Raw genomic sequence first — 15,843 nt, 5'->3', positions numbered from 1 at the left:
AATGCCGGCCGCTTCACCCCCCAACTCAGGTAGAATGCGCGCCCAGTTTTTGGAGAAGCGTATGACCCTGCTCAAATTCAGCGATGTGTCCCTTGCTTTCGGCGCTATGCCGTTGTTGGACAAGGTGTCCTGGCAGATCGCCCGTGGTGAGCGGGTGTGCATCATCGGCCGCAACGGCACCGGCAAGTCCAGCATGATGAAGCTGGTAAAAGGCGACCAGAAGCCCGATGACGGCTCCGTGTGGCGCGCCCCGGGCCTGAAGATCGGCGAATTGCCGCAAGAATTGCCGGTGGCCGACGAACGGACCGTGTTCGACGTGGTTGCCGAAGGCCTCGACGGTGTGGGCGCATTGCTTGCCGAATACCATCACCTGGCGCAGAACTGCGTCACCGATGCCGACCTGGACAAACTGATGCACGTCCAGCAAGACCTCGAAGCCCGTGATGGCTGGCGCTTGCAGCAATTGGTCGACAGCACCCTGAGCCGCCTGCAACTGCCGGCCGACAAGACCCTCGCCGAGTTGTCCGGCGGCTGGCGTCGCCGTGTGCTGCTGGCCCAGGCTCTGGTTTCCGAGCCGGATCTGCTGCTGCTCGACGAACCAACCAACCACCTGGATATCGGCGCGATTGCCTGGCTTGAAGAGGCCCTCAAAGACTTCCAGGGCGCCGTGCTGTTCATCACGCACGACCGTTCTTTCCTGCAGAACCTCGCCACGCGCATCCTCGAGCTGGATCGCGGCGGCCTGATCGACTGGAACGGCGACTACGCCAGCTTCCTGGTGCACAAGGAAGCCACCCTGGCCGCTGAAGAAACCGCCAACGCGCTGTTCGACAAGAAACTGGCCCAGGAAGAAGTGTGGATCCGCCAGGGCATCAAGGCCCGCCGCACCCGTAACGAAGGCCGTGTACGGGCCCTGAAAGCCTTGCGTGTGGAACGCAGCGAACGTCGCGAGCGCACCGGCAAGGCCAATATCCAGCTCGATACCGCCGACAAGTCGGGCAAGCAGGTGATGGTCCTGGAGAACGTCAGCTTCCATCACCCGGATGGCCCGTTCCTGATCAAAGACTTCTCCATGGTCCTGCAGCGCGGCGACCGCATCGGCCTGCTGGGTGCCAACGGTACCGGCAAGACCACCCTGCTCAAGCTGATGCTCAGCGGTCTGCAACCGACCAGCGGCACCGTGGAAGAGGGGACGCGCATCGACGTGGCCTACTTCGACCAGTTGCGCCACCAGTTGGACCTGGAAAAGACCGTGATCGACAACGTCGCCGAAGGCCGCGACTTTATCGACATCGACGGCCAGAGCCGCCACGTGTTGAGCTACCTGGGCGACTTCCTGTTCAGCCCGCAACGTGCGCGCACGCCGGTCAAGGCGTTGTCTGGCGGCGAGCGTGCGCGTCTGCTGCTGGCCAAGTTGTTCAGCAAACCGGCCAACCTGCTGGTGCTCGACGAACCAACCAACGACCTCGACGTGGAAACGCTGGAGTTGCTGGAAGAGGTCCTGCTGACCTTCAACGGTACCGTACTGATGGTCAGCCACGACCGGGCATTCCTCGACAACGTGGTCACCAGCACTCTGGTCTTCGAAGGTGAAGGCAAGGTGCGCGAATACGTCGGTGGTTACCAGGACTGGCTGCGCCAGGGCGGCTCGCCGCGCCTGCTGGGCGTGACCGAGAGCAAGTCTGGCAAGGCCGACTTGAACTCTGCTGTGGTTGCACCGGCTGCTGTTGCGCCGGTTCAGGAAGCCGCGCCGGCTGCCAAGAAGAAGCTCAGCTACAAGCTGCAGCGTGAGCTCGAAGCCCTGCCGGGTGAGATCGAAGCCAAGGAAAAGCAGATTGCTGCAGTGGAGGCCGACATGGCTGACGCGGGCTTCTACCTGCGTCCGGCGGCAGAAACGGCCAAGGTCATCGAGTCCCTGGAGAAGCTGAACCAGGAGCTGGAAGTCTTGGTTGAGCGTTGGGCCGAGCTGGATGCCTGATTGATTCAGCGGCAATAAAAAACCGGTGCTCTTACGAGTACCGGTTTTTTTATATGAAATGCACTTCAACAGGTAGGAGCTGGCTTGCCGGCGATAGCGGTCTGCCAGCCACCCGATGTATCAGCTGACAGGCTGCTATCGCAGGTAAGCCAGCTCCTACATCTGATGTGCAGTGCTCTTACGAGCTTTTTACCAGCTTCACTGCCAGTACGTCGCACGGTGCGCCGTGCAATACGTCGTTGGCGGTCGAGCCCAGCAGCAACGCCAAGCCGTGGCGACCATGGCTGCCGACCACGATCAGGTCGCAGTTCTGTTCCTTGGCCAGATGATGGATTTCCTGGCGTGGCTGGCCGTAAGTCAGGTGGCTTTGGTCTTTTTTCAGTGCGGGATATTTGGCAATCAGTCGGTCCAGGCGCTCCTTGGCCTGGTCGAACTGCTGCTGTTGCAGTTGCGAAAGGTCCATCGGTACGTCGCCGCCAAAGGCCATGGCCATGGGTTCGACGATATGCACCAGCGACAGCTTCACGGTATCGCCGGCAATGGCCACGGCGCGCTTGATCACCGGATCGCACTCTTCGGTCAGATCCACGGCGACCAGAATATGTTGGTAAGTCATGAGGCGTTCCTCCAGGGGACTGCAATAAGTTCAGTATGGCTGCTTTCAAGCGGATGGGGTCAAATCCGCTCATCTAGAAATTCGGGAGTACACATATGACGGTCTGGATAGTGGTGTCAATCCTTCTAGTGGTCTTGAGCCCTCTGGCATGGCTGCGGCCCTCGCGCCACCAGAGCGGGCGCATGGCCCTGCGCATGGAGGCGCGACGCATCGGCCTGGCGATGCAACTGTCGCCCCAGGAATGGCCGCACTGGCTCAAGCAGGAGCCGCCCAGCCCCTGTGCGCAGTACTGTCGGCCACGGCGCGGCAGCAAACCCGCGCTGTGGGTTTACTGGCAGCAGGAGCCAGGTGTGTGGGTCAACCAATGGCAGGAAATCTGCGTGGACGAGAAGTTGTTGCCGCATTTTGCAACGCTGCCGGCCAATGTCTTCAAAGTGGAGGCGGACAAGCAGATGATCGCCCTGTACTGGGGCGAGAAGGGCGAGTCCAGTGACTTGCAGGCCATCAGTGCGTTACTCAAGGCCCTGGCCTGAGGCAATAAAAAGCCCGACATCATCATCGGGCTGGAGTTGGCCAGGCAGGCCGGTCATTCTGCGTTTCATCGCGCCGCGCATTCGCGCCGGCGTTCCCACATGCGGCTAGCCTAGCCGGATATCCGCCGCTGTACAGGCCTTTGCTGGCTCTTTTGGATTATTGATCAGGTGAATACCTGCGCATTGATTCGCCTTGGCGGTTATGAAATGACTGAAAAGTCGCGTTTTTACAGCGCTTTCGGGCGATTGACAATTGTCGGAATTTGGCTGAAGGTGGCGTACCCAAATCAAACGGGCGTATGAATTGAGTGTTTGTCTGTCAGGCATCTCATACATAATCCCGACTATCGCATTGGCGGGTGTGCCTGGCGCGTTGGCGTGAGCATTGACGAAATGATCAATGCCCGACCAGGGGCCAGCGTCCGATGTGTACTGTTCAGCTTCCATATCGTGGAGATCAGTTGATGATTTACGAAGGTAAAGCCATCACGGTTAAGGCTCTTGAAAGTGGCATCGTCGAATTGAAATTCGACCTCAAGGGTGAGTCCGTCAACAAGTTCAACCGTCTAACCCTGAACGAACTGCGTCAGGCCGTAGACACCATCAAGGCTGATGCATCGATCAAAGGTGTGATCGTCTCCAGCGGCAAGGACGTGTTTATCGTCGGCGCTGACATCACCGAATTCGTCGACAACTTCAAGCTGCCCGATGCCGAGCTTGTGGCTGGCAACCTCGAAGCCAACAAGATTTTCAGCGATTTCGAAGACCTCAACGTGCCGACCGTTGCCGCGATCAATGGCATCGCTCTGGGCGGCGGTCTGGAAATGTGCCTGGCTGCGGACTTCCGCGTCATGGCTTCCAGCGCGAAAATCGGCCTGCCGGAAGTCAAGCTGGGTATCTACCCGGGTTTCGGCGGTACCGTGCGCCTGCCGCGTATCATTGGTGCCGACAACGCCATCGAGTGGATCGCCGCCGGCAAGGAAAACCGTGCTGAAGACGCGCTGAAAGTCGGCGCCGTCGATGCTGTGGTTGCTCCGGAAAAACTCGCAGAAGCGGCACTGAACCTGATCAAGGGCGCCATCAGCGGCGAATTTGACTACAAGGCCAAGCGTCAGCCTAAGCTGGAAAAACTCAAGCTCAACGCCATCGAACAAATGATGTCGTTCGAAACCGCCAAGGGTTTCGTGGCCGGTCAAGCGGGCCCTAACTACCCGGCGCCGGTCGAAGCGATCAAGACCATCCAGAAAGCCGCGAACTTCGGTCGCGACAAGGCCCTGGAAATCGAAGCTGCCGGCTTCGTCAAGCTGGCCAAGACTTCTGCTGCGCAGAGCTTGATCGGCCTGTTCCTGAACGATCAGGAACTGAAGAAAAAAGCCAAGGCCTACGACGAAATCGCCAAAGACGTGAAACAGGCTGCCGTACTCGGCGCCGGGATCATGGGCGGTGGTATTGCCTATCAGTCGGCGTCCAAAGGCACGCCGATCCTGATGAAAGACATCAACGAGCACGGTATCGAGCAAGGCCTGGCGGAAGCTGCCAAGCTGCTGGTCGGCCGCGTTGATAAAGGTCGCATGACCGCTGCGAAAATGGCTGAAGTGCTTAACGGCATTCGTCCTACGCTGTCCTACGGTGATTTCGGCCACGTCGACCTGGTGGTCGAAGCGGTTGTCGAGAACCCGAAGGTCAAGCAGGCGGTACTGGCTGAAGTCGAAGCCCAGGTCAAAGAAGACACGATCCTGGCGTCCAACACCTCGACCATTTCCATCACCTTGCTGGCCAAGGCCCTCAAGCGTCCGGAAAACTTCGTCGGCATGCACTTCTTCAACCCGGTGCACATGATGCCGCTGGTAGAAGTGATCCGTGGCGAGAAGTCCAGCGAGCTGGCTGTTGCCACCACCGTTGCCTACGCCAAGAAAATGGGCAAGAACCCGATCGTGGTCAACGACTGCCCGGGCTTCTTGGTCAACCGCGTGCTGTTCCCGTACTTCGGCGGTTTCGCCAAGCTGGTCAGCGCTGGCGTGGACTTTGTGCGTATCGACAAGGTCATGGAAAAATTCGGCTGGCCCATGGGCCCGGCGTACCTGATGGACGTGGTCGGCATCGACACCGGCCACCACGGTCGCGACGTCATGGCTGAAGGCTTCCCGGACCGCATGAAGGACGACCGTCGTTCGGCTGTCGATGCACTCTACGAAGCCAAGCGCCTGGGCCAGAAGAATGGCAAGGGCTTCTACGCCTACGAGACCGACAAGAAGGGCAAGCAGAAGAAAGTTGCCGACCCATCGGTCCACGAAGTGCTGGCACCCATCGTCTACGAGCAGCGTGAGGTGTCTGACGAAGACATCATCAACTGGATGATGATCGCCCTGTGCCTGGAAACCGTACGTTGCCTGGAAGACGGCATCGTCGAAACCGCCGCCGAAGCCGATATGGGCCTGGTGTACGGTATTGGTTTCCCTCCATTCCGTGGCGGTGCGCTGCGTTACATCGACTCGATCGGTGTGGCCGAGTTCGTTGCCCTGGCTGATCAGTACGCTGATCTGGGCCCGCTGTACCACCCGACTGCGAAGCTGCGCGAGATGGCCAAGAATGGCCAGAGCTTCTTCGGTTAAGTGCCCAGACGACTAGAGCGAGAATATTTATGAGCTTGAATCCAAGAGACGTCGTGATTGTCGACTTCGGTCGTACTCCGATGGGCCGCTCCAAGGGCGGCATGCACCGCAACACCCGTGCCGAAGATATGTCGGCGCACCTGATCAGCAAGTTGCTGGAGCGTAACGTCAAGGTCGACCCGAACGAGGTCGAGGACGTGATCTGGGGCTGCGTCAACCAGACCCTGGAGCAGGGCTGGAACATCGCGCGCATGGCCTCCTTGATGACGCAGATCCCGCACACCGCGGCCGGCCAGACCGTCAGCCGCCTGTGTGGCTCGTCGATGAGCGCGCTGCACACGGCTGCCCAGGCGATCATGACCGGCAACGGTGATGTGTTCGTGGTCGGTGGCGTGGAGCACATGGGTCACGTCAGCATGATGCACGGTGTCGATCCTAACCCGCACATGTCGCTGTACGCGGCGAAAGCCTCGGGCATGATGGGCCTGACTGCGGAAATGCTCGGCAAGATGCATGGCATCACCCGTGAAGCCCAGGACGCCTTTGGCTTGCGCTCCCACCAGTTGGCCCACAAGGCGACTGTGGAAGGCAAGTTCAAGGATGAAATCATCCCGATGAACGGCTACGACGAGAACGGTTTCCTGAAACTGTTCGACTACGACGAAACCATTCGTCCGGACACCACCCTGGAAAGCCTGGCGGCCTTGAAGCCGGCGTTCAATCCAAAGGGCGGCACCGTGACAGCCGGTACGTCGTCGCAGATCACTGATGGTGCTTCGTGCATGATCGTGATGTCGGCCCAGCGTGCCCAGGACCTGGGGATCCAGCCTCTGGCGGTGATCCGTTCCATGGCCGTAGCGGGTGTGGACCCGGCGATCATGGGCTATGGTCCAGTACCGGCCACACAAAAAGCCTTGAAGCGCGCAGGTCTGAGCATCTCCGACATCGACTTCTTCGAGCTCAACGAAGCTTTCGCCGCACAGGCCCTGCCAGTGCTGAAAGATTTGAAAGTACTCGACAAGATGAACGAGAAGGTTAACCTGCACGGCGGTGCGATTGCCCTGGGCCACCCATTCGGTTGCTCCGGTGCACGTATCTCCGGCACCTTGCTTAACGTGATGAAGCAAAATGGCGGCAACCTGGGGGTTGCAACCATGTGCATTGGTCTCGGCCAAGGCATTTCCACCGTCTTCGAACGCGTCTAAGCGTTGGGTTGACGGAAGCCGGGGCCCAGTGCCCCGGTTTTTGTTTTTTGGAATTTTTAATTTTTTTTTAATAAATTTTGTAAGAGGGTCAGAGCATGAAAGTCGAACCAGGGCTCTACCAGCATTATAAAGGTCCCAAGTACCGCGTTTTTAATGTGGCACGGCACTCCGAGACCGAGGAAGAAGTGGTGTTCTACCAAGCACTGTATGGCGATTACGGCTTTTGGGTGCGTCCCTTGAGCATGTTCCTGGAGACCGTCGAGGTTGACGGCAAGCAGGTCCCGCGCTTTGCTTTGGTGCAGGTCGAACCCAGTCTTTTTTCAGGGCAATAACGGCGGGTTGCGCGCAATGCTGCGCTTGACCTCACTGTGTTGCCACTATATATAGCGTTGCCGCGTCAGGCGCCAACCGCCTTTCTCTTCTCGAATTCAGGAATTTTCCGATCCATGGGCAAATCGCTGGTCATTGTGGAATCCCCGGCTAAGGCCAAGACCATCAACAAGTACTTGGGTAACGAGTACGTGGTGAAGTCGAGTATCGGCCATATCCGAGACCTGCCCACCAGCGGTTCGGCTAGCGCCAGCAAGGAGCCTGCTGCCAAGCGCGGCAAGGCGGCTGCGGGCGAAGGTCCGGTGCTCTCGCCTAAAGAGAAGGCGCGCAAGCAGCTGGTCTCGCGCATGGGTGTGGACCCGGATCATGGCTGGAAGGCCAAGTACGAAATCCTTCCGGGCAAGGAAAAGGTGATCGAGGAGCTGCGCCGGCTCGCCAAGGATGCTGACACCATCTATCTCGCGACGGACTTGGACCGCGAAGGGGAAGCCATTGCCTGGCACCTGCGCGAAGCCATCGGTGGGGATGACAGCCGCTATAAGCGCGTGGTGTTCAACGAAATCACCAAGAAGGCGATCCAGGAAGCCTTCTCCAAGCCGGGCGAGTTGGACATTGACCGCGTCAATGCCCAACAGGCGCGGCGCTTCCTCGACCGCGTCGTCGGCTACATGGTCTCGCCACTGCTGTGGGCGAAGATCGCCCGCGGCCTGTCCGCTGGCCGTGTGCAATCGGTAGCGGTCAAGCTGGTGGTGGAGCGTGAGCGCGAGATTCGTGCGTTCAACCCTGAAGAGTACTGGGAAGTCCACGCGGACCTCGGTACAGCCAAGGGCAATAACGTGCGCTTTGAAGTGGCCCGCGAGAAAGGCGAGGCCTTCAAGCCGCTCAACGAAGCCCAGGCCATGGCCGCGCTGGACAAGCTCAAGACTTCCAGCTACAGCATCGTCAAGCGTGAAGACAAGCCCACCAGCAGCAAGCCGTCGGCGCCGTTCATCACCTCCACCCTGCAACAGGCCGCGAGCAACCGCCTGGGCTTTGGCGTGAAGAAGACGATGATGATGGCCCAGCGTCTGTACGAAGCGGGCTACATCACTTATATGCGTACTGACTCCACCAACCTGTCGGTGGACGCGGTGGCGATGGCGCGTACTTATATTGAAAGCGAGTTCGGCAAGAAGTACCTGCCGGAGAAGCCAAACGTCTACAGCAGCAAGGAAGGCGCACAAGAGGCTCACGAAGCGATTCGTCCGTCCGACGCCAATACCGAGCCAAGCAAGCTGACCGGCATGGAGCGCGACGCTGAGCGCCTCTACGAGCTGATCTGGCGCCAGTTCCTGGCGTGCCAGATGCTGCCGGCGCAATACCTGTCCACCACCGTCACAGTGGGTGCCGGGGACTTCGAGCTGCGTGCCAAGGGCCGGATCCTCAAGTTCGACGGCTATACCCGCGTGATGCCGCAAATCGCCAAGCCGGGTGATGACGATGTGCTGCCAGACATGGCCCAGGGCGATGCGCTGAAGCTGATCAAACTCGATCCGAGCCAGCACTTCACCAAGCCACCACCCCGTTATTCGGAAGCCAGCCTGGTCAAGGAGATGGAAAAACGCGGTATCGGTCGTCCTTCGACCTATGCGGCGATCATTTCCACGATCCAGGACCGTGGCTACGTTGCCTTGCACAACCGTCGTTTCTATTCGGAAAAGATGGGCGATATCGTTACTGAGCGTCTGTCCGAGAGCTTCTCCAACCTGATGGACTACGGCTTTACTGCCGGTATGGAAGAGAATCTCGATGACGTGGCCCAGGGCGAGCGCGACTGGAAAAACGTACTCGACGAGTTCTACGGCGACTTCAAGAAAAAACTCGAAGTAGCCGAGAGCCCGGAAAACGGCATGCGTGCCAATCAGCCGGTGATGACGGATATTCCGTGCACCACTTGCGGTCGTCCAATGCAGATCCGTACCGCGTCGACCGGTGTGTTCCTGGGTTGCTCGGGCTACAGCCTGCCGCCCAAAGAGCGCTGCAAGGCCACCGTCAACCTGGTGCCAGGTGATGAAATCGCTGCCGATGACGAGGGTGAATCCGAGTCGCTGGTGCTGCGTGGCAAGCACCGTTGCCCGATCTGCAGCACGGCCATGGATGCCTACCTGCTGGACGAGAAGCACAAGCTGCACATCTGTGGTAACAACCCCGATTGCAACGGCTACGAGATCGAAGAAGGCACCTATCGCATCAAGGGCTATGAAGGCCCGAGCCTGGAATGCGACAAGTGCGGCAGCGAGATGCAGCTCAAGACCGGTCGTTTCGGCAAGTTCTTCGGTTGCACCAACCCGACCTGCAAGAACACCCGCAAACTGCTGAAAAGCGGTGATGCGGCGCCGCCGAAGATGGACCCGGTGAAGATGCCCGAGCTCAAGTGCGAGAAGGTCAACGACACCTATATCCTGCGTGACGGCGCTTCGGGCTTGTTCCTGGCCGCCAGCCAGTTCCCTAAAAATCGCGAAACCCGTGCGCCGCTGGTGCTGGAGATCGTGCCGCACAAGGATGAAATCGATCCGAAGTACCACTTCCTGTGCGAAGCGCCGAAGAAGGATCCCGACGGTCGCCCGGCCGTGATCCGCTACAGCCGCAAGACCAAGGAGCAGTACGTGCAGACCGAAGTGGACGGCAAGCCTACGGGCTGGAAAGCCTTCTACGACGGTGGCAAGTGGAAGGTCGAGGATAAGCGCCAGGGCGCTTGATCCAGCACCTGCGTTGAAGTAAAGGCCGCCTTCACAGGCGGCCTTTTGTTTTGCGCTTGCAGTGGACTTGTCTCATCCTTGACACTGTTCAGCCAGCATCACATCTATGTCGTTGTGGAGACTGCCGTCATGGCCAACGAACTCTATACCCGTACCAACCAGAAAATTTACTTCGCGGGTTTGTCCCTGGAAGCCCTTGGCCGCGCCGAGGAAGGAAAGGAGATGAACGCTATCGCGCTGGTCCAGGCGGGTCGAGAGTCGGCGTTGTTTCACCTGTACGGGGCCTTGCTGGGCCTGTGTCATGAAATTGCCGGCTTCTATCGTTTGCCCCAGGCGAATGCGCCACGGGCCGAGGATATCCTGACCCGTGAGGTGCAGGAGTCGCTGGCTATTCCTGAGTTGGCTGAATTGGTGGAAATGGCCCGCAGCCCAGACAGTTGGCTGGCACGCTTGTTGGCTGCGCATTCGGCGATGTTCCAGCCGCCGCGTGTGCCGCACAAGCCCAAGGGCGATGTGACCCAGCCGCTGATCGTTGCGGTCAGCCTGGAAGAAGAAGGGCCGGAGCCACTAAGCCGGGCCGAACTGGAGAGTTGGCGCCAGGAGCTGAAGAAGCTGGCGATCCGCTTTCGGGATGGATTGAACGAGTGCTGAGCCGGGTGTACTCGGCAGGCCTTTGACCATTCATCAAGCCGCACGGCAAGCTGCCTCAGATACCGAGCGATGCAGCCCTCATGCCTGATATAATGCCGGGCTATCCTGGAGAACAGATTTTTATGCCAACGTCCTTTCTGGAAATTGTTGAATTGCCCGACGGCCGAATTGAGCTGCGCAGGGCTGAGGACGAGGGTTCTCTGGTGACTTTGGATTTTTCCGAGGACGCCAAGGCGTTCCTGCAAGGCCAGCATGTGGAAGTGGCAAAAGCCATGTTGAGCGTGGGTGTGCAGATGGCGGGGCGCCTGGCTGAAGGCGAACCTGAAAAAGACGACGGTCCACGGGTTCTTCACTGAGTCCGTTTGGCGTTTTTTAAGATTCAAATGTTCAATCGGCTTCTCAATTCTGTAGAAGCCTTGCGTCCATCGCAGGCACTGACCTGACGTCAGGCTGCAATCGGACGACCTGTGCCACTCCCGAGAACGCGTTGCGCGCCAGTCTCGGGTTTATCCCAATCGAATATTCAAACTTTGTGCATCGCCTGTGCGCGCTGCGCTGATCAACTGCTGCTTGGCCGAAGCGCCCAGCGGGTTCAGCCAGCTGACGACGGTGTGGCTACGCCCCAGGCGCAATGCCTCGCAGGTCAGTTGCTGGGCGCTCTGGGCACCGCGTGGTTGCAGCAGCAGGATGCGCTCGCGGTTCAGGCCTGCATCCCGCAGCCAGGCTTGGGTCAGGCTGGAGGGTGGGGCGATCAGGGTCAGCCAGCGGGCGTCCTGTTCCTCGCTCAGTTCACGCAGGATCGGCGCCAGCAAGCTCAGGCAGTTCCCGGCAGCGCCGCGCAACGACAATTCACTGAAGACCTCCGGTTCGGCGGGGGCGGTCCATGGGGACTCCACCGCCTCGCTGAGGATAGGTGCAAGTGGCTGGGCCAGAAAGGCCTCAAACAGCGGCAGTTGTGTATGTTGTTGCGCGTGTGGGAACTGCATGATGCCTCCGTTAGCGGCGAATTACGCCGACACTCAAGCCTTCGATCACCAGGTCCTGATCCTTCAGGTTGACTTCAATCGGCGAAAACTCAGGGTTTTCTGCCAGCAGCCAGACTTTGCTGCCTTCGCGCTTGAAGCGCTTGACCGTTACTTCATCGCCAATGCGGGCCACGACGATCTGGCCGTTACGCGCTTCGCGGGTGGTGTGCACGGCCAGCAGGTCGCCGTCGAAGATGCCCACGTCCTTCATGCTCATGCCATGGACCCGCAACAGATAGTCGGCGCGAGGATGGAAGAAGGTCGGGTTGATGTTGCAGGACTCTTCGACGTGCTGTTGTGCCAGAATCGGCGCACCGGCAGCGACCCGGCCGATGATCGGCAGTGTCGATTCGTCAGCCTTGGCTTCGAAGCCAGGGATACGAATACCGCGGGACGCACCCGGGGTCATTTCGATCGCACCCTTGCGGGCAAGGGCCTTCAGGTGTTCTTCGGCAGCATTGGGGGATTTGAATCCCAGCTCCAGGGCGATTTCTGCCCGGGTCGGCGGATAGCCGTTGTCGTCGAGGCAGCGCTTGATAAAAGCGAGAATCTCAGCTTGGCGTGGCGTCAGTTTTAGCATGTTGATCGCTCTGTCTTTTTATACAGTGACTGGGATTATATACAGTGAACTGCGCTTGGCAATCATCGTTTTTGCCGACTCCGCCGGACGGTCATCCGTCGGGCCCTGCAAAGCCTGGAGACAGCGCTGCCTACAGGCGATGGAAGATGTGATTAAATAGGTGCGAATCGGGTGACTGACCGGCCGGAAAACGGACCTGCAGGCTTGACATTGCACAAGGTGAAACGTATGTTTCAAACAAGTGTTTGTCAGGCGGAGTAGCCATGGCCCAGTCGGAAACCGTTGAACGCATTCTCGATGCTGCCGAGCAGTTGTTCGCGGAAAAAGGATTTGCTGAAACTTCATTGCGGCTTATCACCAGCAAGGCCGGGGTCAACCTGGCAGCAGTGAACTATCATTTCGGCTCGAAAAAAGCCCTGATTCAGGCGGTGTTCTCGCGCTTCCTGGGGCCATTCTGCATCAGCCTCGACCGTGAGCTGGAGCGTCGCCAGGCCAAGCCTGAGAATAAGCCGAGCCTGGAAGACCTGCTGGAAATCCTCGTCGAGCAAGCCCTGGTGGTACAGCCGCGCAGCGGCAACGATCTGTCGATCTTCATGCGCCTGCTGGGCCTGGCGTTCAGTCAGAGCCAGGGCCACTTGCGACGTTACCTCGAAGACATGTACGGCAAAGTATTCCGTCGCTACATGTTGCTGGTGAACGAGGCGGCCCCGCGTATTCCCCCTATCGAATTGTTCTGGCGCGTGCACTTCATGCTCGGTGCTGCTGCGTTCAGCATGTCCGGGATCAAAGCCTTGCGCGCCATCGCCGAGACCGATTTCGGCGTCAACACCTCCATCGAGCAGGTGATGCGCCTGATGGTGCCGTTCCTGGCCGCTGGCATGCGCGCGGAAAGCGGCGTCACCGACCCGGCCATGGCCGCCGCTCAACTGCGCCCGCGCAGCAAGTCTGTCCCGGTGGCGGCCAAGGTTTAGCCACTGGCGTCTGGGCGCAACCGCTTGCATCCGCTAAGCTAGCCGCCCATGCCGATTTCAACTATTTATCCGCACTTCACCGCCTTGCCTGGCTTGACCTGGCGAGGCGGTGAAGTGCGCGCGTCATTCAAGGAAAATTTATGACTGCTGCCCTGCAAGGCTCTTTGATGGTGGACGTCGCCGGCACCTGGCTGACGGCTGAAGATCGCCACTTGTTGCGCCAGCCTGAAGTGGGCGGCCTGATCATTTTTGCGCGCAACATCGAGCATCCGCGCCAGGTGCGGGAATTGAGCGCCGCCATTCGCGCAGTGCGCCCGGACCTGTTGCTGGCTGTGGATCAGGAAGGCGGTCGGGTCCAGCGCCTGCGCCAGGGGTTTGTACGCCTGCCGGCCATGCGGGCGTTGGCGGACAATGCCAATGCCGAATACCTGGCCGAGCAGTGCGGTTGGGTCATGGCCACGGAAGTACTGGCCGTCGGCCTGGACCTGAGCTTCGCCCCCGTGCTGGACCTCGACTACCAGCGCAGCGCCGTCGTAGGCACGCGCTCGTTCGAAGGTGATCCCGAGCGTGCCGCGTTGCTGGCCGGCGCCTTTATCCGGGGCATGAACAGCGCTGGCATGGCCGCCACCGGCAAGCACTTCCCGGGTCATGGCTGGGCCGAGGCAGATTCCCACGTCGCCATTCCTGTTGATGAGCGCAGCCTGGAACAACTGCGCACCCATGACCTGGTGCCGTTCGCGCGCCTGAGCAAGCAATTGGCCGCGGTCATGCCGGCCCACGTTATTTACCCTCAGGTGGATAACCAGCCGGCCGGCTTCTCGCGTCGCTGGTTGCAGGACATCCTGCGCGGCGAATTGCAGTTCGACGGGGTCATTTTCAGTGATGACCTGTCCATGGCCGGTGCCCACGTGGTGGGGGATGCGGCGAGCCGGATCGAGGCTGCTTTAAGTGCTGGCTGCGACATGGGCCTGGTGTGCAATGACCGCGCGGCGGCCGAGCTGGCCCTGAGTGCCGCCCAGCGCATGAAGGTCACGCCATCGGCACGTATTGCCCGTATGCGTGGGCAGGCGATTGCGTCGACTGACTATAAGCAGGATCCGCGTTGGTTGGCGGCACTTGGCGCGCTTCGGGATGCACAGTTGATCGAATGAGATTGAGGTGCGCCCATCGCAGGCAAGCCAGCTCCCACATCTGATTTGTGGCGGTACCAAAAATCTCTGCCCCAGTGGGCCCCCTGTGGGAGCGGGCTTGCCCGCGATGGCGGCAGCCCAGTCACTCTTTCTGGCGGCTGACCCTCCGCTATCGCAGGCAAGCCAGCTTGTATGGTTAGACTTGTAGGGGTGGTGGGACTAAAAGCCAGCATCTGACTCTAGCCAGTACAGACCGTGGGAGACTTCGTCCCACCCCTTCACCAAAGCGCCGATAAGGAATGCATCGGCCATGACCGACGATAGAAGCAAGCCAGCGCAACGGTGAAGCCCCGACAAGCCCGTAAACCCTAACCCGGAGCTTTTCTCATGGCAATGACTGTCTCGCAATCAATCATTGGAGTGGATGTCGCTAAAGCCGAAGTAGTTGTTTATCAAAGTGAAACTGCTGAAACAAAGATCGTATCGAACAAGAAAAGCGAGCTGAAGGCATGGCTGAAGTCTTTGCCTGCGGGCAGCGCCATCGCAATTGAAGCCACCAATATCTATCACGTGGATACCGTCAATTTGGCTCATTCGATGGGCCATATCGTTTACGTGATTGATGGATATCGCCTTAGCCATTACCGCAAAGGCACAGGTGGTCGCGCTAAAACAGACTTCAGTGATGCGCAGTTGCTGGCTCGCTACTTGAAGAATGAACAGGCTGATTTACGCGCCTGGAATCCGCCGCCGAAGATTTATACCAAGCTTCAAAGCTTGCTGCGTCGACGCGCAGCGCTGGTGAAAATGCGTGTTGCACTGAATCAGAGCTGGGCGGGCGAGCCATCACTCAAGGCCTCGTCCAAGAGCATTTCAGCGTGTCTTGATAGGCATGAGGGGCTCATTGAGAAAAGGATATTAGATGCTGTTACTGAGGCGGGGCTTTTGCATCAGGTCAAGCGCTGCCAAGCCGTCGAGGGCATTGGTTTTCTGACAGCAGTTGCCCTGGTAATGGCGTTTCAGCGAGGAGAATTTGAAAGTGCTGACGCTTACATCGCGTTCTTGGGAATGGACTTGAGAGTATCCGATTCTGGGCAAATGAGCGGACGCCGCTCATTGAGCAAGAAGGGAGATTCAGAGATACGCAGATTGCTGCATAACGCGGCGTCAGCAGGTATCAGGTCAGAAGCCTGGAAACCTTTATACGAGGGTTATCTGGCCAGGGGCCTGAAAACGACTCAAGCCCTGGTCATCATTGGCCGCAAGCTGGCGCGCATCGCCTTTTCGCTCATGAAAAACCTGAGCGAATACCAGTCAAAAGCGGTTTTGGGGGCTTCCCCAAAACCATAGAATCTCCCACATTTGATTTGTGGCGGGGCCATAATTCTCTGCCCCAGTGAGCCCCCCCTGTGGGAGTGGGCTTGCCCGCGATCGCGGCAGCCCAGTCACTCTTTCTGGCGGCTGACCCACCGCT

The 15,843-nt window shown here is 59.1% G+C and carries 15 protein-coding genes; 11 read left to right on the top strand and 4 right to left on the bottom strand.

Annotated features, from left to right (window positions below):
• The first annotated feature begins 61 nt into the window (after positions 1–61).
• A complete protein-coding gene (locus K1X80_RS20320; RefSeq protein WP_057960300.1) occupies positions 62–1,978 on the top strand; it encodes an ATP-binding cassette domain-containing protein in 1,917 nt (638 codons plus the stop codon).
• A 178-nt stretch (positions 1,979–2,156) separates the two neighbouring features.
• On the opposite strand, the gene K1X80_RS20315 is transcribed toward K1X80_RS20320, so the two are convergent.
• Positions 2,157–2,594 (bottom strand): universal stress protein, encoded by a 438-nt coding sequence (locus tag K1X80_RS20315; RefSeq protein WP_057438517.1) that lies wholly within the window; start codon positions 2,592–2,594, stop codon positions 2,157–2,159.
• Between the two features lie 95 nt (positions 2,595–2,689).
• On the opposite strand from K1X80_RS20315, the gene K1X80_RS20310 reads away from it, so the two are divergent.
• A complete protein-coding gene (locus K1X80_RS20310; RefSeq protein WP_057438518.1) occupies positions 2,690–3,127 on the top strand; it encodes a hypothetical protein in 438 nt (145 codons plus the stop codon).
• 105 nt (positions 3,128–3,232) lie between these two features.
• On the opposite strand, the gene K1X80_RS20305 is transcribed toward K1X80_RS20310, so the two are convergent.
• Entirely contained in the window at positions 3,233–3,574 is a 342-nt protein-coding gene (locus K1X80_RS20305; RefSeq protein WP_157717225.1) for a hypothetical protein, read from the bottom strand.
• Positions 3,575–3,591: 17 nt separating this feature from the next.
• Between K1X80_RS20305 and fadB the strand changes: the two genes are divergently transcribed.
• The 6 genes from fadB to K1X80_RS20275 all read left to right on the top strand — a co-directional run bounded on the left by fadB (position 3,592) and on the right by K1X80_RS20275 (position 11,019).
• Positions 3,592–5,739: a fatty acid oxidation complex subunit alpha FadB gene (gene fadB / locus K1X80_RS20300; RefSeq protein WP_057438519.1), complete on the top strand. Its 2,148-nt coding sequence runs from the start codon at positions 3,592–3,594 to the stop codon at positions 5,737–5,739.
• A 29-nt stretch (positions 5,740–5,768) separates the two neighbouring features.
• Positions 5,769–6,944, top strand: coding sequence for an acetyl-CoA C-acyltransferase FadA (gene fadA, locus K1X80_RS20295; protein WP_005786153.1), 1,176 nt, complete (start codon positions 5,769–5,771; stop codon positions 6,942–6,944).
• 95 nt (positions 6,945–7,039) lie between these two features.
• Complete coding sequence (locus K1X80_RS20290; protein ID WP_029300088.1) at positions 7,040–7,276, top strand: DUF1653 domain-containing protein; 237 nt, start codon at positions 7,040–7,042, stop codon at positions 7,274–7,276.
• 114 nt (positions 7,277–7,390) lie between these two features.
• Positions 7,391–10,012, top strand: a complete 2,622-nt coding sequence (gene topA / locus K1X80_RS20285; RefSeq protein ID WP_057960299.1) for a type I DNA topoisomerase — start codon at positions 7,391–7,393, stop codon at positions 10,010–10,012.
• A 129-nt stretch (positions 10,013–10,141) separates the two neighbouring features.
• Positions 10,142–10,663 carry a DUF6586 family protein gene (locus tag K1X80_RS20280; protein ID WP_057438522.1) on the top strand — a complete coding sequence of 174 codons (522 nt, stop codon included), beginning with the start codon at positions 10,142–10,144 and terminating at the stop codon, positions 10,661–10,663.
• Positions 10,664–10,785: 122 nt separating this feature from the next.
• Positions 10,786–11,019, top strand: a complete 234-nt coding sequence (locus tag K1X80_RS20275) for a hypothetical protein (protein ID WP_026136850.1) — start codon at positions 10,786–10,788, stop codon at positions 11,017–11,019.
• Between the two features lie 150 nt (positions 11,020–11,169).
• On the opposite strand, the gene sulA is transcribed toward K1X80_RS20275, so the two are convergent.
• Together sulA and lexA are read right to left on the bottom strand one after the other, a co-directional pair.
• Positions 11,170–11,649 carry an SOS-induced cell division inhibitor SulA gene (sulA, locus tag K1X80_RS20270; protein ID WP_057438523.1) on the bottom strand — a complete coding sequence of 160 codons (480 nt, stop codon included), beginning with the start codon at positions 11,647–11,649 and terminating at the stop codon, positions 11,170–11,172.
• A gap of 10 nt (positions 11,650–11,659) precedes the next feature.
• Positions 11,660–12,268: a transcriptional repressor LexA gene (gene lexA / locus K1X80_RS20265; protein WP_029300096.1), complete on the bottom strand. Its 609-nt coding sequence runs from the start codon at positions 12,266–12,268 to the stop codon at positions 11,660–11,662.
• A gap of 263 nt (positions 12,269–12,531) precedes the next feature.
• Between lexA and K1X80_RS20260 the strand changes: the two genes are divergently transcribed.
• The 3 genes from K1X80_RS20260 (at position 12,532) to K1X80_RS20250 (ending at position 15,719) form a co-directional block, all read left to right on the top strand.
• Positions 12,532–13,239: a TetR/AcrR family transcriptional regulator gene (locus K1X80_RS20260; RefSeq protein ID WP_057438524.1), complete on the top strand. Its 708-nt coding sequence runs from the start codon at positions 12,532–12,534 to the stop codon at positions 13,237–13,239.
• Positions 13,240–13,379: 140 nt separating this feature from the next.
• Complete coding sequence (gene nagZ / locus K1X80_RS20255; protein WP_057438525.1) at positions 13,380–14,390, top strand: beta-N-acetylhexosaminidase; 1,011 nt, start codon at positions 13,380–13,382, stop codon at positions 14,388–14,390.
• Between the two features lie 366 nt (positions 14,391–14,756).
• Positions 14,757–15,719: an IS110 family transposase gene (locus K1X80_RS20250; protein WP_076965387.1), complete on the top strand. Its 963-nt coding sequence runs from the start codon at positions 14,757–14,759 to the stop codon at positions 15,717–15,719.
• Positions 15,720–15,843 lie beyond the last annotated feature (124 nt).

Source organism: Pseudomonas sp. So3.2b (assembly GCF_019464415.1).
GTDB classification, from domain to species: domain Bacteria; phylum Pseudomonadota; class Gammaproteobacteria; order Pseudomonadales; family Pseudomonadaceae; genus Aquipseudomonas; species Aquipseudomonas shahriarae.
This window is presented reverse-complemented; position numbering and strand designations above follow the sequence as displayed.

Excerpts from the sequence above, each read along its gene's own strand:
- K1X80_RS20320 (WP_057960300.1), top strand. The coding sequence starts at position 62 with ATGACCCTGCTCAAATTCAGCGATGTGTCCCTTGCTTTCGGCGCTATG.
- K1X80_RS20315 (WP_057438517.1), bottom strand. The coding sequence starts at position 2,594 with ATGACTTACCAACATATTCTGGTCGCCGTGGATCTGACCGAAGAGTGC.
- K1X80_RS20310 (WP_057438518.1), top strand. The coding sequence starts at position 2,690 with ATGACGGTCTGGATAGTGGTGTCAATCCTTCTAGTGGTCTTGAGCCCT.
- K1X80_RS20305 (WP_157717225.1), bottom strand. The coding sequence starts at position 3,574 with ATGGAAGCTGAACAGTACACATCGGACGCTGGCCCCTGGTCGGGCATT.
- fadB (WP_057438519.1), top strand. The coding sequence starts at position 3,592 with ATGATTTACGAAGGTAAAGCCATCACGGTTAAGGCTCTTGAAAGTGGC.
- fadA (WP_005786153.1), top strand. The coding sequence starts at position 5,769 with ATGAGCTTGAATCCAAGAGACGTCGTGATTGTCGACTTCGGTCGTACT.
- K1X80_RS20290 (WP_029300088.1), top strand. The coding sequence starts at position 7,040 with ATGAAAGTCGAACCAGGGCTCTACCAGCATTATAAAGGTCCCAAGTAC.
- topA (WP_057960299.1), top strand. The coding sequence starts at position 7,391 with ATGGGCAAATCGCTGGTCATTGTGGAATCCCCGGCTAAGGCCAAGACC.
- K1X80_RS20280 (WP_057438522.1), top strand. The coding sequence starts at position 10,142 with ATGGCCAACGAACTCTATACCCGTACCAACCAGAAAATTTACTTCGCG.
- K1X80_RS20275 (WP_026136850.1), top strand. The coding sequence starts at position 10,786 with ATGCCAACGTCCTTTCTGGAAATTGTTGAATTGCCCGACGGCCGAATT.
- sulA (WP_057438523.1), bottom strand. The coding sequence starts at position 11,649 with ATGCAGTTCCCACACGCGCAACAACATACACAACTGCCGCTGTTTGAG.
- lexA (WP_029300096.1), bottom strand. The coding sequence starts at position 12,268 with ATGCTAAAACTGACGCCACGCCAAGCTGAGATTCTCGCTTTTATCAAG.
- K1X80_RS20260 (WP_057438524.1), top strand. The coding sequence starts at position 12,532 with ATGGCCCAGTCGGAAACCGTTGAACGCATTCTCGATGCTGCCGAGCAG.
- nagZ (WP_057438525.1), top strand. The coding sequence starts at position 13,380 with ATGACTGCTGCCCTGCAAGGCTCTTTGATGGTGGACGTCGCCGGCACC.
- K1X80_RS20250 (WP_076965387.1), top strand. The coding sequence starts at position 14,757 with ATGGCAATGACTGTCTCGCAATCAATCATTGGAGTGGATGTCGCTAAA.